This window comes from Martelella limonii (assembly GCF_013344475.1).
Classification (GTDB): domain Bacteria; phylum Pseudomonadota; class Alphaproteobacteria; order Rhizobiales; family Rhizobiaceae; genus Martelella; species Martelella limonii.
The window spans coordinates 604,926-621,660 of the sequence record NZ_JABUOU010000001.1 but is presented as its reverse complement, the minus strand read 5'-3'; the positions used below and the strand labels follow the sequence as shown (position 1 = coordinate 621,660).

Here is a 16,735-nt window from a genome sequence, read left to right as displayed (position 1 = left end):
TTCAGAAACTCCATTCCCGATATTCGCGGACGATTTCCTGCACACCCAGCGGCATCGGCATTGCCGTGACACCGATAATCACGGTTTCGCGATTTTCGTACCAGTGCGCGGCCAGCATCAGGACGGCCTGCGACAAGGAGGCCGGTACCGGATCGTCGGGCGCGCCGGGGTAGACCTCTTCGATCTTGTACCCCAGCAACCGCTCGATATGGTCTTGTGCTGCGGCAATCTTGACCGCCATCAAGGCGTCATCAGCAGTTCCAAGGTCATCCGTGAAATTCAGCTGTGCCTTAAATTCTTCAAGCGTCACGATCGCCATGGCCAAAACTCCATTTCGGTCAAATCTTGCGTTTGCCTCCCCGCGCCGGTCCCGAGCAGGCGCGGAAAGTTCAAGACCACCCCCGGTCAGTCACCCATCGCTGCGGCGATGCGCACCACATTCGAATTGACCGCAAGGGAGATGTTCAGCTTCATGACGCTGTTTGCTTCGTCAAAGGCTTCGGATGCGCTCATCACCTTGGCGATGAACATGCGCTCTGATGGCGTCGGGTCGCTTCCGGATGGCGGGGCGTCATTGAGCACCAGCCTGAAACCATAGTCATAGGGCGTCTTCTCAGCTGCGATCGCTGCGAGCTGGCCGGCATCGTCATTGCTGATGCCACACACCACTTCCATTGTTCCGGCCGAACGCGGGCCCTTAAGGGTCTTCGTCCTGCTTTCACCAATGGCGTTAAAACTTACGGTTTCAGATGTGTCGCCAAGAGAACCCAGGTTCTCAAGGTTGGCGATCTCGACCCACGTCTCACCGGTGAAATCAGCGCTCGTGAAGTCGTTGTTCTTCTGGCTTTTGGTGCCGCCGATATAGAGCTTGGCACCAGCCGTTGCATAAAGGCTCATGGTCTCACCTCATTGGATGTGCGCCGCTCTTCCGATTGCTTGGCGCTGTTGTGACAGTGATGGCATAGGGGTTGCCAGTTGGTGCGGTCCCAGAAGAGCCGCTGATCGCCCTTGTGAGGGGTCTTGTGGTCAACCAGTTGGGCATGAGCGCCGCAGCGGATGCAGAAGGGATAGTCCAGCAGGAAAGCCTTGCTCTCCTTTTCCCATTGTGCGGTGTAACCACGCTGGCGGGCGTTCGGGCGCTTCCGGTCGAAGCGGGTCTTCCGGGCCTTGTCCCGCGCGGCCACGAGACTGCATTGCTCACCCGTCATATGGGTGAGGCCGCAGTATCCACAGACGCGAGGGGCTTTCATCGGCATGGTTACCACCACCCGTAGAAGGTGCCGGTCGTGCCAGTCGCTAGAACACGAACACCGCGAAACGGAAGGTAGGTTCCTGCCGTCATCTGATAGGGCAGATCAGTGCCACCCTCATCACGAATGACCGCCGTGCCGTCTTCGGCACAGAAGATCGTTCTTGGCCGGATGGCCATGTCTTCCGTATCGCTCGGCACGATCTCGAAATGACGCTCACCCATTGCGGTGGACGCCATTGCGTAGCCGGAAAGCGGATCAGCCTGTGCCATATCAAACCACCGGACGTTCGGCAGCATGGCCCTTGATCAGCACCGCGCCGGCAGCGATCGAGGTTCCACCGTTCTTGGTGACCACGAGCCGGATATAGCGCTTGAAGCCTTTGTACCCGACTTTCACCACCGCATTAGCTTCCAGACTGGCAGGGAATACCCCTTCCAGATGATCGGCATCGACATCGGTGAAATCGCCGCTGGTCGTGGTGTCCGATTCCTGAAGCTTGGCAGTGAAGTCACCAGCCGATGCGATCGCCCCGGTGTTGATCACGAGAGCGGCACTGCCAAAGGCGATCAGGTCGAGCGCCGGGCCGGTTGCCGTGGCGGAAAGAACGGCAGGGACAAGCGCCTGTACCGCTCCGATGTTGTTCACAAGATCACGCATGACAGCCTCCTTAGCTGGTCGCCATTTTGAGCTTCTTGAAGCGCGCTGCCTGGAGCACACGGCCACCGACACGGCGCGTGGCGTGGATGCGGGTCAGGCCGGACGTGGCAAGAAGATACGGGTTTACGAGGATCGACAGGCTCACCCGGTCAAGGATCCTGTAGGCCGAGAAATCGCCGTAGATGATCGGGAAGGCATTGGCCGCGATATCCGGCATATCCACCATTTCGACCACCGGACGGCCGAGAATGGTTTCCGGCTGACCGGCCTGATAGGACGGTTGCCACAAGTAATTGCCCTGTCCGTCTTTCAGGGTGCGGATGACGCCGAGCGTGGTGCCGTTCATGGCCCAGGAACCGCGACCGCGATAGGTCGCCGGCATCGAATACATGAGCTTGATCAGCGCATCGGCGGAAAGGTTGGTGGCGTGGCCATTGGCGAAGTAAGCGATATCCGGGTTGGTCATGAACCCTTCCGGCTGCTTCGCGCCCGTGCCGTTGACGAAGGCCGAACCTTCCTTCTGGCCGAAGTCTTCGGACAGCGCCAGGCGCACTTCGGTCTCGGCCTGCCCGCCGCTGTCGGCAAGAAGCTGGTTCGAGATATCGACATATGTGCTAATCTCATGAACAGGGATTTCCGCCTGTCCGAAGCTGGCCGTCGATTCTTCCTGCGCTTCCGTCTCACCCTTCCACTTGGCATTGGTGATGCCGGTGCGCTTGGGATAGACCACGGACGGCGCGCCGGTCGAACGAACCGAAGCAACAGAACGAACCGGAGAGAATTCGACAAGCTCCTTGATGAACTCAGACGACATTTCCGCCGGGGCGAAATAGCCGCCGCTCGGATCGCTCGAAACCGTCAGCGCCTTGCGCTCTTCAGCCGGAAGCGCATCGCCACGGGCGAGATAGATCGAGAACGCCTTGCGCTCTTCGGTCTGCTCATCCTCTTTCTTATCGCCGCCGGGCCGGTTGGCCTTGGTCTCCAGCGCCTTCAAACGCTCTTCGACCTTCGGATCGGCGCCCTTTTCTTCGACCTTCTTCAACCGTTCATCGACGGTCTTCGTCAGGTCCTCGATCGCCTTGGTGACGAGGTTTTCGGGGTCGTCTTCCTCACCCTTCAGGATCAGCGCCGAACTCGCCAGCGCCTGTTTGGTGAAATGCTGCATAGGTTGTTCACCCTTTCAGTTGCGCCGTGGCGCGGTTAAGAGCTTCTGCCAGTGTCAGAGCCCTGATTGCGGATTTCGCGCTGGTAACCCGTGCGCCGGGATGCATGCCGAAGGTGACAAGCGACACCTCCCATAGATCGAGCTTGGTGATTGTTCGGCCCCCGCCTTTGCGGGGGCTTGCCTTCCGGGTCTGGAACCCGACCGAAAGCCCCTTGACCGCGCCGGCCTTGACCAGAGCGTGAACCTCACGGGCGCGGGCAACGTCATCGATCAGAAGCGAGCCCTTGACCTTCAGACCTTCCTCATCCTCATCAGCAGCCGTCCAAGTGCCGACCGGGTCATTCGGATCGTGGCCGAACAGCATTGGCAAAGGCAGGGAAGCGCCGACGAACGCCCCCTTCTCGATCACGTCCCCGACGCGATCAGGTGAACCGAACGGCCATGCTGTTCCTTCGATCAATCCGCCTTCGAGCGCGGCCAGCTTGGTTTCGATGAAGAGCTTTTCCATCGTCAAACCTCCGGCCTGAAATTGGCGCGGTCACCGGCAAAGGCATCGACCTGAGCCTGTATCCATGCACCCGCCGTCAGCACCCGGAAGATCGCCTTGTGCGTCATGGCGACCGCCTTGCCGTCTTCCTCGATCTCCCAGTGCAACACGCAACGGGCCAGACATTTCAGGCGGGCTTTCTCACGGGCCTCTGCCGACACCCTGCCCTGATCGTCTGCGGCTTCCGCAAGCTCGTCCATCATCGCAATGCGGGCGCGGCGTTGGACGTCACTGTCCGGGCCAGCGAGCCACATGCGCATACCCGTAGGCTTGCCCTTCCATGGGTCGACAATTTCGAGCATGCGGCCCTTGTCCTGATCGGCCACGTTGGAGAGAACGTCACTCAGGTCCATTTTCACGGTCCTCTGTTTCGTCATTGTGGGAATCGCCCACATCGCCGGGCTGACTGCTTCCCGTGTTCGGGTTCGCATATTCCTCGCCACCTTCACGCGGCGGCAAGTCAAGCCATGCCCGGCCCTCATTGGGGTTGAGAACGCGACTGGCGATAAGGCTGCTGATAGAAGCGGCTCGCACCTTCAGATCCGCGCGGGTCAGATCGTCACGGTCAAAGCGGATGCGGAAATCGCGGCGCTCTTCTGGAAGGAACAAGGCCACACGCATCGCGCCTTCCAATGCCCTCAGCCACGGCTCAAGCGAATAGGACAGGAACTCTTTGCCCATCTGTTCGGAGTTGGACCAGGTGGCGCGGTCGAGGTCGTAAATCATCGACGGGGGGACGCGGAAGGCGCGGGCGATTTCGATAATCTGAAACTTGCGGTTTTCGAGAAACTGCGCATCGGTCGAGGTCAGCGTGATCGGACGGAAGGTCGCGCCATCCCAAAGGATCGCAGTCCGGCCGGCATTGTCCGGCCCTTCGTGGGCCTTGCGCCATGCAGCGCCCATTTTCTTGAAGCCCTCATCACCAAGCGGCTTGGGTGACTCGATCACACCACCGGGGCGAGCGCCATTCCTGAACAGCTTCCCGGCGTGCTTCTCCATGTCCTTCGCCGCGCCGATGGCATCAGCGGCAAGCGCCAGACAGGAGCGCCCGAACGGCCCGCGGAGGTGCACGATGTTCTGGGCATCTTCCGGGCGGTTGTTAATCTTGAAGCTGGGTTCCTGCCGACCGTCGGCACTGAAATCAATGGTCACATGAGCCGGTTCATACCGGATGATTTCCCGAACCTCTCCATCGACACGGTTTACCCAGGCAGCGCCGCCCCGGTCACTGGTCAGCGCCGTCGCGACAAGATCGCGGATCAGCTCGAAAGTTGACGTCCAGTCATTCGGGCGGTCACCGAGAAGGCGGGCAACGTGATGCTCGGCATCGGAATGCCAGTTTGTCCCGTCACGCTTTTCCACGACGATATCGAGCGTGGCACAGGCTTCAGAGACAAGACGGATTGCAGACTGGACGGCGGGAACCGTCAGCGCTGTGGCGACCGACACTGACGAACCGGCAACGCTGCCGCCCGTGAACAGCGCATATTCTTCCTCAGTCGGATTGCTGAGGGACTTCTGCTCAGTTCGGGAAAAGGGCCAAATCTTCATGACCTGAATATAGCCGACCAGGATGCAGAAAGCGCCTCCCGGAAATGCAGTTAATCACGCTAAAACAGGTAGTTAGTTGGCTTTCGCCACCGTGGCGCTCGTCCCAGCCGTACGAATTTCGTTCGGTTGCCGACTGCGACGAGAACCTTTGCGCTCCGCCGCTGACGCCTGCGGAACGGGCGACATTCACAGCAAAGCGCAAGGCGGCTTACGAGGCGCTGCATCCAGAGACGGCCCACGGTGCAATTGGCGGAGGGCATGACCAGAGTCGCCAACTTGGCGACTCTGCCAAAGCCGACCGCTTCACCGCCGACACTGCCGCGAGAACAGGCCAGTCAGAACGCGTTGTTCAGCGTAACGCAGAGCGCGGCGAGAAGATCGCGCCGGAGGCTATCGAGGCCGTTCGCGGGACGAAGCTGGATCCGGAAAGCGCGAAAACAAGGGTATAATATCCTTCACCCCTTATTATAACGCTTTGCAAACACGAAAAGCCCGCTCAATCCGGATTGTAACCAACGGACCAAATGGCAATCAGATTGGCGGGTCTGATGGAAAGCAGCCTGATACCGTCTTCTGCCCGCCAGTTGAAGCCAGCGGCCCAAGGGGAAAAGATGCCGCCAACCGGCCCCGCAACCGTGGTGTTCATGATACCGACATCGCCCCATCGGGCTTCTGACGTTTGATAGATACCGACCTTGGCGAGATGTTCGTCCCAGAGAGCTTCCAGCGATCCTGCTTCAGCAATCAGCCTCTGCGCATCGCGCCGAGAATTCCATTTCGGAAGGTCAAGCTTCTTGCCCGTCGCGAATTCAACCCAGCGCGCAGCCCAGGCAGTGCAATCGCTCTCGCCCCATACGACAGGGACACCATCCCATTGCTGCTTCCAATCGACATACTCCGTCGTTCTCATCATGGCCGGCGCTCCTCTTTCGGCCTCAGCCATTCCGCGATCTCTGTCCGGGTCGCGTAGTACCGCCCGCCTCGTATCCGGATCGGGCATTCATCATCCGTCGTGGACAGCTTTCTCACATAGTCCGCAGACGTGCCCATGAAGTCGGCGATAGCCTGCGCACCCCATAGGCTCTCCGTGGCAAGAGAGGGTAGCCGCCGGCGCGATGCCCCCTCAAGAATGCGGTCAATGTCTGCCGTGGTCAGAGCGGTGTCTGTCATTCGTCACCGCCTTCGTCGCGAACCACGCGATCGTAAACCTCGCACCCCCATTCTCGCGCCAGATCGCCGGCCGCAATGATAGCCTCGTCGTAGCTTTCGCAATCGTGCATACCCAGCCGGATCCCATCAGAGTCGATCAGGTCAACGAAAAATCGTCGTTCACCGACATGATAGAAAACGCGGTGGGTTCCGTTCGCGTCAGTGACAGTCGCTCCCGTTACCAAGCAAAAATGGATTTCAATCCGGTCACGCGCCGGGAATTTGATCACGTCACTCATACCGCATCTCCCGGATTGTTTGTCCATTCGTAAGACTGACGATGCATCTCCTGCTCCACGGCCTGCCAGAACAGGTCCAGCTGCTGCCCGATCTCACCGTCACCGAAGCCAAACCGCTCAAGCTGAGCCGTCAGCCCTTCGTCAACTTGCCGTCGATAATGCCGAGCACTCTTTTCCGTCGGTTTGTCCAGCATCTTGGTTGCCACGTCCCGGATTTTTCCAATCCGGTACACGAGCGGAAACACCATCAACTTCTTCGGAGGCGTCCAAGCGAATAGCGGGAGCTCGGTTTCTTTCTGGTGTTCCATCGGCTATCGCTCCACCCTGTCTCGGATCTGTGTCAGAACATACTCCCGGCCACCCTCCCCTGGTAACACTATATGTGTACCTCTCATGAAACCGTGAGAAGCGATGACGGTACCTCTCATGAAACTGTGAGGTCGTTTTTCAGGTCTTTCAGCCATGATTTGCCACCTTCATTCTGCCGAACTGTCCCCCTGATGAAACTGTGTGTCCCTCTGATGAAACTGTTGTTTTTTCATCAGCGCGCCAGCGGATGAATGATTTCGAAGCTATTTCACCGGTGACATCACAAGGGTATTCTGCAATTCTCCATTCGGTAGATGTGCGGTCTTTGCGGCTGAAACCGCTTGGTTTGACAACCTCGATGAAGCCGCGCTCCTGCAGAACTTTAAAGACGCGGCTTGCCGTCGCCTTGCTGCATTTTAACTCGTCTGCCATTTCCCGGCAGGAGCAACCTATGCGACCATTGTTTTTGCCGTCGTACCGCCATTTAATCCGAAGATATCCCATTTGCTCAACGGGGCTGAGACTATCCCAAGCCTCCGAGCGCCAAAAATAGCGCTCGATCATGATGAACTTGGCCTTGCCCTTGCGCTTGTACTTGCTGCTCATGTGCGCTCCCGATACAGGCCCAAGCGATCAATGTTCCGCATGCGCTCACTCACAGGTTTTTCGGTTTTGTCATGAAATCCGATCCGAGTTTCTCGGACGGTATAACCAGCCGCCCGGAGCTTGTTCACGGTGCTGCGGCATTCGTCTTCTGAAAGGCGGCTGGCATGTTGCTCTTGCTGACCGTTCTGGAAGCGAGAGATCACCCAAAGGCCATCATGCAAGAAATATTCGAAGTGAACTCGCACGGGCGTTGGCCGAAACCGCTGCTGGCCGCTTACCCGATTGAAACGTTCCGCGTTCTCATTTCCCAGAAGATTTCGGATCCAACGATCCTGAGTTGCCTGATCGGCTTCTTCGAAGCCTGAAGGCTGAGAGGATTTGGGCATGCTCATTAAACGGCGTCCTCCGTTCCTGATTCACCATCCCTCCCCTGATCCGCCAGTATACCAATTGTCCGGCAAAATTGAACTATGTACCCGACATATCCCGTTTTTGTTCTGGTTTGTTCACAGCCGCCGTCACGCGCGCGTCCTTTAATCATGACCGGCCTCGCGCGGTTGGTACGAGCGTTTTCAGGAAGTCTCGCAGATAGAACCGCTCATCTTCGAAATTGCTGTCAGCGGATTCTATCAACCAGTCATGACCGAGAACGATTTCCGTCTTGCGGACTGCTTCTTCCTTCGATCTGCACTGATGCCGCAGCACGTCCTTGCATGCCTCCCACGCGGCTTCGTATTCCGGGCCAACCGCCTCGATATCGCCGTTTTCATCCGCCGTCGCCAGCCATGCGGCATTGGCGACATGGAAGCGCTGAGCAAGAAGGTCGATATCAACGACAGCAACTGATGGTGATAGGGTCATTGGTAATCCACCTCCAGGTCAGTATCGGCCAGTTGACCGTCATGCCCGTCTTCCGGCCTTCCAAGCCATGGCTCGCTGTCCGCCTTGTCGTCCTCCCGTTCGTCGTCTTCCTCGCGGTCATCGTCACACGTCATGTCGTTGGTGATCGGGTGAGCTTGCAGCGGCCATCCGAGAACAGGTTCGCCGGTCCCGTCGTCTTCTCGATCGGCCTCGCCGTCGATCTCATCGAGAAGTGCAACAAGGTATTCCAGCCCGGCCTCAAGCTTTTGCCGGACGGCTAGCAATTCGTCGCGGTTGGTGGTAGTGGATGCAAAGTTCTTCATGCCGTCGTCCAATTGGTTTGTTGAGCTTTGGCCCGGCAGTGTTACCGCACTGATCGGGCCTTTTGCGTTCTGGGGTCTCATGCCGTAGCTCCCGCTCCGAACTTGGTTGTCAGGCCGAGCCGAGCCGCCAACGGTGCCACCGGCACCACAATGCGCCCCCCTACCCTGATCGTTTCAATGTCACCGCGCTTGGCTGCCTCATAGGCGGCGTTTCGGGCTAGGCCGAAAAACAACGCCCCGGCGTCCGGCACGGAGATGGTGGGTTTGGATAGTGCCTCTTCAATCGTCATTGTCAGTCCTCCTTTCGTGCGTTTCGTGTGCACGAAACGATATTTAACTCGAAATTAACTTGATTGCAACAGTTTCGTGTGTATCGTGCACATCTAATAAGGAGAGACTTTCATGGCCCGGCCGAAACTCGGCGACAGCGAGACGACCCGTCTACACATTAAAATTACTGAGGATGAGGTTGAGGCAATCGATACTTGGCGGTTCGATAATCGCATCCCCTCAAGGTCGGAAGCGGTTAGAAGGCTCTGCCAAATAGGTATTCTTGCAGACAACGAGTTAGATGGCATCGTCGACTATGCCGACGAAATCCATCATGGAATTGAGCGGGTTTATTTCGACACTGTGCGTTCAGTGGACGAAGTGCGAGAGAAAATCGTCAACCTCACAGGCGACGAGCTTAAAGCTCTCGATTCTCTTTTCAGAGAAATACTGCGTGACTTGACTGATGCTTCCGACGCAAGCGAGGAGCTTTATACAATGATCTTGGGAGTATTTAATGGTATAGCCCCTTTTGCAGAGTCGAAGACGATACAAGAAGGAACAACTAAGTCGAAAGAAGCAATATCAAACACAAATTCTCGCTTGAATGAGATTCAAAAATCGCGTGAACAAGCGGAAGAGAACAGAAGGCTTGTTACTGTTTGGTCAAGAATGACGCCGGAAGAGGTTGCTGAATATCACGCAATGAACGACGCCGACCAAGATAAGTTTCTCGAGCAACGGATTGAGGCTCTTAAGCAGAGCGAGGAAGAGCTTGAAAGGCTTCATTTAAGCAAAGAGGAAAAAGAAAAATGAAAGGCCATATCCGCGAACGCTCCCCCGGCAAGTGGGCGATTGTATTGGACGTTCCTGATCCGGAAACCGGAAAGCGGCGTCGGAAATGGCACACCTTCCACGGTACAAAAAGGCAGGCAGAGACGGAGTGCGCCCGGCTCGTCGCGGAACTGAACGGCGGCAGCTACATCGAGCCCGCCAAAACGACGGTCAGGGAATATTTCATCCGCTGGCTTCAGCATGAAAAGGCCAACGTCTCGCCGAAGACACACCAGCGCTATGAAGACCTGTTGCTGAAGAATATCGCGCCATCGCTGGGATCGATCACACTGAACAAGCTGACACCGGCCCGCATCGATGCGACATGGAGCCATCTACTCGAAAACGGACGCAGGGACGGGAAAGGCGGGCTTTCGCCCCGCACGGTTCATCACTGCCGCCGCGTGATGCTGACAGCGATGGAGCAGGCAGTGAAGTGGGATCTGTTAAAGCGCAACCCCGTAGCCCTCACCCGACCGCCGAAAATCGAACGGCCAACTGTAGAGGCATACAGCGCCTCTCAGACGGCCGAGCTACTTGAAGCGCTGAAAGATACCAGAATGTTCATCCCCGCGCTGCTCGCGGCTCTTTGCGGCCTCAGGCGCGGCGAAGTGCTCGCCCTACGCTGGCGTAATGTCGATCTGGAAAGCGGCGTCATCGCGATTGTGGAAAGCGCTGAACAGGTCGGTCAGGTAGTCCGGTACAAAGAGCCGAAATCAGGCAGGGCGAGAACCGTAGCAGTATCATCGACGGTGTTGGCCGAATTGAAGCGCCACCGAGCCGCCCAGGCTGAAGAGCAACTGAAGCTTGGCCTTCGCCCGGAGCACAGTTCTTTCGTGGTCGCACAGATCGATGGCAACCCGCTTAAGCCCACGTCACTGACGCATGAATGGGTTCGGCTGCTGGCAAAGAAAACCACCCTGCCCCGTATCCGTTTCCATGATCTCCGCCACAGCCATGCTACCCAACTTCTGGCCGCCGGCGTTCATCCTAAGATCGCGAGTGAGCGGCTCGGACACTCCACGATCGGCATTACGCTCGACCTGTATTCGCACGTGATGCCCGGCATGCAGGCGAACGCGGCAGAACAAGTTGACGCGGCAATCAAAGCTGCTACAAAGCGCTCCGGTGAATGATTGGGTAGCAAAGCGGTAGCAAATGCCGCTTTCCAGTTTTCAGGGAAAACCCTAAAACGCAAACTTATCAATCACTTGGAGGAGTGGCCGAGCGGTTTAAGGCACCGGTCTTGAAAACCGGCGTGCGTGAAAGCGTACCGTGGGTTCGAATCCCACCTCCTCCGCCGATCGACTCCTCGCCTCAGTTTATTTTCCGATTTTATATCAGTAGCTTAGTGATTAATGCCCTCAGTCACCGCTGGCCGGCCTCGTGATTTGCTACACGATGTGCTACACATTCTGCTCCACTTTTCGGACGGGAGCATGCGATGCCGCTTATGCGAAGAGGATCGGTATTCTATATCCGGCGGCGTGTCCCGAAGCGCTTTGCGCCTGTCGAAAGCCGTAGCGAAATCTGGCTGAGCCTCCATACTGATTCCGAGACACAGGCCAAGGCCAAGGCACCTCTGATATGGGCCGAGCAGATCGAAGCGTGGGAGGCTCGACTTGCCGGCGATACCGATGATGCCGAGGTGCGGTTTCAGGCAGCTGCAGAACTAGCCCAGCGGCGCGGCTATCGCTATCTCACGTCAGAGAAGGTCGCCCAACTTCCCAGAGCTGAACTGCTGGAGCGCATCGAAACCGTATCAGATCAACGGCACGTGCCACAGGAAGCGGCCGCTTTGCTGGGCGGCGTTGGCGAACCGCTCATTTCGGTCGAGCGCGCGCTCGAACTCTACTGGCCGCTGGCGAAAGATCGAATAGTTGGCAAGAGTGAAGATCAATTGCGCCGATGGCGCAACCCTCGGATCAAGGCCGTCAGGAATTTCATCTCGGTTTGCGGAAACCTTCCACTGAACGAAATTTCCGGCGACGTCATGCTGGATTTTCGTGCGTGGTGGGTGGAGCGAGTCGATATCGAGGACATATCGCCCGACACAGCCAACAAGGACTTCATGCATCTTGGCGACGTGCTCAAGACTGTGAACCGCATGAAGAGACTGGGTCTCGTTCTGCCCTTCACGGATATTGCCCTGAAATCCGGCGAGGCCAAGACCCGGCCACCTTTCTCACATGAGTGGATCCGGGATCAGTTATTGCGGCCTGGCGCGCTTGACGGGTTGAATGAGCAGGCGCGGGCAATTCTTCTCGCTATGGTCAATACCGGAGCAAGACCGAGTGAACTCGCAGGCCTCACGCCAGACGAGATCCATTTGGATGCCAATATTCCTCACATTTCGATCAAGCCGATCGGTCGGAAGCTGAAGAGCGGCAATGCAAGACGTGCCATACCCCTGATCGGCGTTTCTCTTGAGGCCATGAGGCCGTTCCCGGAGGGCTTTTCAAGGTACCAGACGCGTTCGGCGGGCCTGAGTGGTACGGTGAACAAGTTTCTCAGGGAAAACGGTTTGTGTGAAACAGCAGAGCACACGCTTTATTGCCTGCGGCATTCCTTCGAGGATCGCATGCTGGCCGCTGGCCTTGACGAGCGCATCCGCCGCGATCTGATGGGGCATGCCCTCAATAGAGAACGCTATGGCGCCGGAGCGAGCCTGGAGCAATTGAGTGATCTGTTGCAGCCATTGGCATTTTGAGCGATCAAGTGTTCCAGGTAGCTCAAGGTTTTGCAGGTACCATTTCTTTCTGACGCAGGATTGCGCGGGCGCGGGCCATTGTGTCGGCACGGTTTCTCTCCAGCTCGATCTCACGCTCCAGGCGTTCGAAGATCGGTAGGTAGACGGGATCATCTATGATCAGCGCGGCGATGGTCTCGAGGGCGGTTTGCAGCCGCTCGAGTTCCGATGCCGTTGCTGCCGGGCGACGCGCGAAGCGAGGACGAGCAACTGATCGCTCCCGCACCGCCTCACTTTCGGCATGGCTTTCCCGTTCTCGCGCCATAGGCTGCAAGTCGCTTCTATCGATGGAGGACATGCCCCCGCTGTTGCTGATGGAGGCATAGTACCCGATCAGAACATGAGATTTCCAACGGAAATCAGCTCGGAAATGTGGACAAGTGTATGATTTTATACGGATAAGTCCTAACGCATTAGGAGTCCGCAATTTTGGGCTTACGTCTCGCAAGATGAGTGTGTACAAAATGGTGCCGGTAACTTGAGCACCCGGCAGTATGCACGATTGGTCGATTAATGGGTGGTAGCAATCGGCTTACGGCGGGAAGACTACGGTACTCATTCACTCCGCCGGACCAAGGCAGCGATGACCTACAAGGCAACCGGTAACCTCCGTGCAATTGAGATTCTGCTCGGTCATAGCAAGATCGAAAACACTGTCCGATACCTCGGCGTGGACACCGAAGATGCCCTCGAGTTGGCAGAGCGCACCGAGATCTAGAAGTGTGCGGTTCCGTTTCGGCGGGGCCGTACCCCAAAAGAGCTTCTCCCGTGTTCAGATTGCTGACACACGGCTTTGCGTCCCCATTTCGGACGTTCGCGGTTTTGGACCCAGCTCCGATAAGCAGCCATTCGCCGCGCTCCGCATCAAGGTCTTGATGGGGCGGAATCCGGCCATTCGGTGCTCGGCCTGTTCAACGAGGATCGGGCGACTTTCTTCGTACCGGCTTAGAAAGTTGAGCGCTGTTCCAAGGCAATAGCCATAGTGTCCCCCCTCCAGCTCATAGGCCTTCCGGTAGCAGCGCTGGGCCTCTTCCCAGTTTCCTTCGTCCTGAGCCCAGTGACCGAGCCGATCCCAGGGCAAAGCGGCATCTTCGGCATCCACGTGCGCAATGTGCTGTTCGAACCCTTATCGAAACTTGGCGTAAGTGCTGATATCATCACCTTGCTGACGTAGATAGAAATTCGTCAAAGGCCATTCGGCTCGCGCGCGACCAAATTCTGGGTGCTCCGCTATATATCGATTCCAGAAGGATTGAGCGAAGCGCGCATTCTCAATGGTGGCGCGTCCGAAAGCGGCAATCTGCCGCGCACACCAAGGCCATATCCAAGGCGTGGCAACTGCCTCGCTCAGCAACCCGTTGATCTCACGAAAGGCCGCCCGGCCATCGACAAGACTGAACACGACGTTCGCGCGCCAGCCAGAAATCGTGCAGGCTCGGCCGATTTTCCGTTCAGTGAAGACGACCTGGTCGAAACATTCGAGCGCCTCTTCGTATCGGTCATTGCGATGATGGTAGTGCGCAAGGGCATTGTGAGCTTCAGGCAGGTTAGGTGTAAGAGTCTGTTCAAGAATTCGCCGCAGGCACCGATTTGTGTCCTCAGGACGCCGCTGGTCATGTTCGCAAGCTGGCGCATGGTCGCACGATCGCCGTTGGGCACGCCGTCGACATATTGGTCGATCGTGTCGTCGAGCGACACTTTCCCCTCTTCCACTAGCTGCAAGAGCGCGGTGACGGTGAACGTCTTGGTAACGGGACCGATGCGGGTATGCATGCCCACGTCCATCGGCGCGCCGGTATCCGGACCGGCCACACCCAAGGCCCCCGTCTAGTATCCGTCAGGTTTCAGGACGCCCGCGATGATGCCCGGCGCGGCGGCCTTGTCCAGCGACGCGCGGACGGCGGCGTCCAGCTTTGTGGCCATGGCGTCGGGCATTGGTGTGGTGGTCATCGCCTCGGTCACCGCGTAGGCCGTGACCGCGGCGGGATCAGCCACGCAGGCATGTGCCACCGCGGCGGTCGAGACCGACAGTACCGACGCTACCAGCGCCGCGCGGGTCAGCTGCACTGTTTTCGAACCTGATCCGATACGCGTCATCGCCGTGCTCCCGTTCATCGCTGATCTCGCGTGACAGCCATGCATTTTCCACTGGGGCAAACAATCTGGCACACGGTTGAATACTGGTATAAACTCAATCCGAACAAGTGATTTACCTGTCAGGCAGCGTCAATGCATGGTCAATCGACCTGCCGGAAGACAGGCGCAAAAACACCAAGGGCTCGAGAGAACCCGGCCGTGAACAGGAGAGGGAAAATACGGATGGGGCACACAATCAGCCTGAAACTGCGGCACGCAACGCGGGTTGCAACCTGCGGCATCGTACTGGCATCAACCGTCGGGGGCACGGCGACAGCCCAGGCCAACACGGCAGAAGACATTCGCGCCATCGCCCAGAGCCAGTTCGAGCAGCACAGCCTGAACTCGCTCCTGCTGGAAGTGCGCATCGACGGCGAGGTGGTCCTGACCGAGGTGATGGGCAACGCCATGACAGGCGTTCCCGCAACCACCGAAGGCCGGTTCCGGAATGGCGCCGTCGCACTGACCTACATTGGCGCCATAGCCCTGCGCCTTGCGGAAGAGGGTATCATCGATCTGGACGAACCCATTTCGAAATGGATGCCAGCCCTGCCGGGCAGCGACACGGCGACGATCCGGATGTTACTCAACATGACGGCGGGCTATCCGGATCACGTGGCCAACGAGGAAGCGTTCGTCGATCCGTTTCTGGAAGACCCGTTCAGGACATGGACACCCGGCGACCTGATCGCCGTCAGCCTGTCGACACCGAGAATGTTCGCACCCGGCACCAACTGGGATTACTCGCACAGCGACTACGTTATCCTTGGCCAGGTGCTGGAGGCGGCGACCGGCCAGTCGATGTTCGAACTGATGGACGACTACGTCCTTGGCCCGCTGGGTATGAGCGGTACCTTCGGCTTCGACACGGCCCAGATCCCGGCCCCCGCGATCCATGCCTTCACCGCCGAACGGGGTATCTGGGAGGACTCGACCTACTGGAACCCGTCCTGGACCCTGTCCTCGGGCGCAATCCAGGTCACCACGATCTCTGACATGGCGCAGAGCTTCGATGCGATTGTCGGCGCCGATGGGTTTCTGACGCCCGACTCCCGCGCCCAGATGATCGACCCGGTGCTGATCGGCTTCGGCGCCCCCTTGGCCGGATGCCGAGGCTGCCACGAACTGACCGAGGCTTTCAGTTACGGTCTGGGCGTTATGCTGCGGGGGGACTGGATCTTCCAGACGCCGCGGTTCGGTGGCTACGCTTCGACCGTGGGCACTTTGCCTGACGAACGCTCGGACGCCGGCCGGATCACTATCGCCGTGGCGGTCACCTACACCCGAGGATCTATCGACAACTGGGAAGAAACCCCTACGAACCTTGCCTCCCGAACGGTCCAGTTGATCGCGGAAGAAATCCATCCACAAAACCCGCCGCCGAAGTAGCGGGGCACGGATTTTCCAATATGCAAGCAAAATCTCAGCAGCGCGGTTATGCATTCCGAAGTCGAAACGTTGAAATCGGCCAACGACACGCTCTGCGGAACGCTTGGGTCATGGTCTTCAGCTGGGCCTCAGAGTCTGTTCAAGAAAGCGGATATCGAGCGAGCCGCCTTGTCATCAGCTTGATCATAGCGGTCTGAATGAAGGCGAGGCTTGTTGCTGAGAACCGCTCGAAGTCCCTTGCCAAACGGCGGTTTATCCCGAGCTACGCCAACGTTCGTTCGACAATCCAGCGCTTCGGCAGAACCTGAAAGCCTGCTTGATTGCGCTTGACGATCTCCCTCGGTCTCGGGCTTGCACTTTCGACCTTTTGGCCTTGATAGCCGCCGTCACCGCAGATTTTTTTCGTTGAAGGGAAAACGATTGGCGATTTTGTTGAACACGAGCGCTGCTCCATCGCGATCCTGAATGCCTGCCGAGTGAACCTCGGCCTTGAGAGGCATGCCGAGTGTGTCGACCAGAATGTGCCGAAAATGACGCCGCGCCTGTCAACGTGGAACGTCTGCTTTCCCGAGTTCGTTCCAACAAGCTGCCTGACAGGTTACGGCCCCTTTTCTGCCGGTCCGGAAAGTGCCTCCAT

General features: G+C 57.9%; 25 protein-coding genes, 1 tRNA gene and 1 pseudogene. 6 read left to right on the top strand and 21 right to left on the bottom strand.

Going from position 1 to position 16,735, the window contains the following annotated elements:
• Position 1: 1 nt before the first annotated feature.
• The 18 genes from HPQ62_RS02905 to HPQ62_RS02820 all read right to left on the bottom strand — a co-directional run bounded on the left by HPQ62_RS02905 (position 2) and on the right by HPQ62_RS02820 (position 9,010).
• Positions 2 to 319, bottom strand: a complete 318-nt coding sequence (locus tag HPQ62_RS02905) for a head-tail connector protein (protein ID WP_174800986.1) — start codon at positions 317 to 319, stop codon at positions 2 to 4.
• An 86-nt stretch (positions 320 to 405) separates the two neighbouring features.
• The gene (locus HPQ62_RS02900; RefSeq protein ID WP_174800985.1) at positions 406 to 897 is read right to left on the bottom strand and encodes a hypothetical protein; all 492 of its coding nucleotides are present in this window, start codon (positions 895 to 897) and stop codon (positions 406 to 408) included.
• Positions 894 to 1,256 (bottom strand): HNH endonuclease signature motif containing protein, encoded by a 363-nt coding sequence (locus tag HPQ62_RS02895; protein ID WP_174800984.1) that lies wholly within the window; start codon positions 1,254 to 1,256, stop codon positions 894 to 896. The genes HPQ62_RS02900 and HPQ62_RS02895 overlap by 4 nt, the downstream gene beginning before the upstream one ends.
• A 2-nt stretch (positions 1,257 to 1,258) precedes the next feature.
• Positions 1,259 to 1,522, bottom strand: a complete 264-nt coding sequence (locus tag HPQ62_RS02890; protein ID WP_244629530.1) for a spike base protein, RCAP_Rcc01079 family — start codon at positions 1,520 to 1,522, stop codon at positions 1,259 to 1,261.
• A gap of 1 nt (position 1,523) precedes the next feature.
• Complete coding sequence (locus HPQ62_RS02885; RefSeq protein WP_174800983.1) at positions 1,524 to 1,910, bottom strand: hypothetical protein; 387 nt, start codon at positions 1,908 to 1,910, stop codon at positions 1,524 to 1,526.
• A gap of 10 nt (positions 1,911 to 1,920) precedes the next feature.
• Positions 1,921 to 3,075, bottom strand: a complete 1,155-nt coding sequence (locus tag HPQ62_RS02880; RefSeq protein WP_174800982.1) for a phage major capsid protein — start codon at positions 3,073 to 3,075, stop codon at positions 1,921 to 1,923.
• A gap of 7 nt (positions 3,076 to 3,082) precedes the next feature.
• Complete coding sequence (locus HPQ62_RS02875) at positions 3,083 to 3,583, bottom strand: HK97 family phage prohead protease (protein ID WP_174800981.1); 501 nt, start codon at positions 3,581 to 3,583, stop codon at positions 3,083 to 3,085.
• Between the two features lie 2 nt (positions 3,584 to 3,585).
• The gene (locus tag HPQ62_RS02870) at positions 3,586 to 3,975 is read right to left on the bottom strand and encodes a hypothetical protein (protein WP_244629529.1); all 390 of its coding nucleotides are present in this window, start codon (positions 3,973 to 3,975) and stop codon (positions 3,586 to 3,588) included.
• Positions 3,962 to 5,173 carry a phage portal protein gene (locus HPQ62_RS02865; RefSeq protein ID WP_174800980.1) on the bottom strand — a complete coding sequence of 404 codons (1,212 nt, stop codon included), beginning with the start codon at positions 5,171 to 5,173 and terminating at the stop codon, positions 3,962 to 3,964. The genes HPQ62_RS02870 and HPQ62_RS02865 overlap by 14 nt, the downstream gene beginning before the upstream one ends.
• A gap of 496 nt (positions 5,174 to 5,669) precedes the next feature.
• Positions 5,670 to 6,116, bottom strand: a complete 447-nt coding sequence (locus tag HPQ62_RS02860) for a DUF6950 family protein (protein ID WP_174800979.1) — start codon at positions 6,114 to 6,116, stop codon at positions 5,670 to 5,672.
• Positions 6,083 to 6,343, bottom strand: coding sequence for a DNA-binding protein (locus tag HPQ62_RS02855; protein ID WP_174800978.1), 261 nt, complete (start codon positions 6,341 to 6,343; stop codon positions 6,083 to 6,085). The genes HPQ62_RS02860 and HPQ62_RS02855 overlap by 34 nt, the downstream gene beginning before the upstream one ends.
• Complete coding sequence (locus HPQ62_RS02850; RefSeq protein ID WP_174800977.1) at positions 6,340 to 6,621, bottom strand: hypothetical protein; 282 nt, start codon at positions 6,619 to 6,621, stop codon at positions 6,340 to 6,342. The genes HPQ62_RS02855 and HPQ62_RS02850 overlap by 4 nt, the downstream gene beginning before the upstream one ends.
• On the bottom strand, positions 6,618 to 6,929 hold the full coding sequence (locus HPQ62_RS02845) for a DUF6074 family protein (protein WP_174800976.1): 312 nt from the start codon (positions 6,927 to 6,929) through the stop codon (positions 6,618 to 6,620). Before HPQ62_RS02845 ends, HPQ62_RS02850 begins: the two co-directional genes overlap by 4 nt.
• A 148-nt stretch (positions 6,930 to 7,077) precedes the next feature.
• Positions 7,078 to 7,536: a helix-turn-helix domain-containing protein gene (locus HPQ62_RS02840; RefSeq protein WP_174800975.1), complete on the bottom strand. Its 459-nt coding sequence runs from the start codon at positions 7,534 to 7,536 to the stop codon at positions 7,078 to 7,080.
• Positions 7,533 to 7,928 carry a hypothetical protein gene (locus tag HPQ62_RS02835; RefSeq protein ID WP_174800974.1) on the bottom strand — a complete coding sequence of 132 codons (396 nt, stop codon included), beginning with the start codon at positions 7,926 to 7,928 and terminating at the stop codon, positions 7,533 to 7,535. Before HPQ62_RS02835 ends, HPQ62_RS02840 begins: the two co-directional genes overlap by 4 nt.
• A 145-nt stretch (positions 7,929 to 8,073) precedes the next feature.
• Positions 8,074 to 8,397 (bottom strand): hypothetical protein, encoded by a 324-nt coding sequence (locus HPQ62_RS02830; protein WP_174800973.1) that lies wholly within the window; start codon positions 8,395 to 8,397, stop codon positions 8,074 to 8,076.
• Entirely contained in the window at positions 8,394 to 8,801 is a 408-nt protein-coding gene (locus HPQ62_RS02825; RefSeq protein ID WP_174800972.1) for a hypothetical protein, read from the bottom strand. The genes HPQ62_RS02830 and HPQ62_RS02825 overlap by 4 nt, the downstream gene beginning before the upstream one ends.
• Positions 8,798 to 9,010 carry a DNA-binding protein gene (locus HPQ62_RS02820; protein ID WP_174800971.1) on the bottom strand — a complete coding sequence of 71 codons (213 nt, stop codon included), beginning with the start codon at positions 9,008 to 9,010 and terminating at the stop codon, positions 8,798 to 8,800. Before HPQ62_RS02820 ends, HPQ62_RS02825 begins: the two co-directional genes overlap by 4 nt.
• Before the next feature lie 112 nt (positions 9,011 to 9,122).
• Between HPQ62_RS02820 and HPQ62_RS02815 the strand changes: the two genes are divergently transcribed.
• The 4 genes from HPQ62_RS02815 to HPQ62_RS02800 all read left to right on the top strand — a co-directional run bounded on the left by HPQ62_RS02815 (position 9,123) and on the right by HPQ62_RS02800 (position 12,534).
• Positions 9,123 to 9,806 carry a hypothetical protein gene (locus tag HPQ62_RS02815; RefSeq protein ID WP_174800970.1) on the top strand — a complete coding sequence of 228 codons (684 nt, stop codon included), beginning with the start codon at positions 9,123 to 9,125 and terminating at the stop codon, positions 9,804 to 9,806.
• A complete protein-coding gene (locus HPQ62_RS02810) occupies positions 9,803 to 10,960 on the top strand; it encodes a tyrosine-type recombinase/integrase (RefSeq protein WP_174800969.1) in 1,158 nt (385 codons plus the stop codon). The genes HPQ62_RS02815 and HPQ62_RS02810 overlap by 4 nt, the downstream gene beginning before the upstream one ends.
• Before the next feature lie 77 nt (positions 10,961 to 11,037).
• Positions 11,038 to 11,124 (top strand) — tRNA-Ser (locus tag HPQ62_RS02805).
• A gap of 144 nt (positions 11,125 to 11,268) precedes the next feature.
• Positions 11,269 to 12,534 carry a DUF6538 domain-containing protein gene (locus HPQ62_RS02800; RefSeq protein ID WP_174800968.1) on the top strand — a complete coding sequence of 422 codons (1,266 nt, stop codon included), beginning with the start codon at positions 11,269 to 11,271 and terminating at the stop codon, positions 12,532 to 12,534.
• A 22-nt stretch (positions 12,535 to 12,556) separates the two neighbouring features.
• Here the strand turns inward: HPQ62_RS02800 and HPQ62_RS02795 are convergent, their stop codons facing one another.
• Entirely contained in the window at positions 12,557 to 12,871 is a 315-nt protein-coding gene (locus tag HPQ62_RS02795) for a hypothetical protein (RefSeq protein ID WP_174800967.1), read from the bottom strand.
• A gap of 177 nt (positions 12,872 to 13,048) precedes the next feature.
• Here HPQ62_RS02795 and HPQ62_RS21010 point away from each other — a divergent pair.
• Positions 13,049 to 13,291 (top strand): annotated as a pseudogene (locus tag HPQ62_RS21010) (tyrosine-type recombinase/integrase); the annotation flags it as partial.
• Positions 13,292 to 13,920: 629 nt separating this feature from the next.
• Here the strand turns inward: HPQ62_RS21010 and HPQ62_RS21285 are convergent.
• Both HPQ62_RS21285 and HPQ62_RS02785 read right to left on the bottom strand, forming a co-directional pair.
• Positions 13,921 to 14,346: a serine hydrolase gene (locus HPQ62_RS21285; RefSeq protein WP_425312585.1), complete on the bottom strand. Its 426-nt coding sequence runs from the start codon at positions 14,344 to 14,346 to the stop codon at positions 13,921 to 13,923.
• Between the two features lie 54 nt (positions 14,347 to 14,400).
• Positions 14,401 to 14,670 (bottom strand): hypothetical protein, encoded by a 270-nt coding sequence (locus HPQ62_RS02785; RefSeq protein ID WP_174800965.1) that lies wholly within the window; start codon positions 14,668 to 14,670, stop codon positions 14,401 to 14,403.
• Positions 14,671 to 14,892: 222 nt separating this feature from the next.
• Between HPQ62_RS02785 and HPQ62_RS02780 the strand changes: the two genes are divergently transcribed.
• Positions 14,893 to 16,098, top strand: a complete 1,206-nt coding sequence (locus HPQ62_RS02780; protein ID WP_174800964.1) for a serine hydrolase domain-containing protein — start codon at positions 14,893 to 14,895, stop codon at positions 16,096 to 16,098.
• The last annotated feature ends 637 nt before the right edge of the window (positions 16,099 to 16,735 follow it).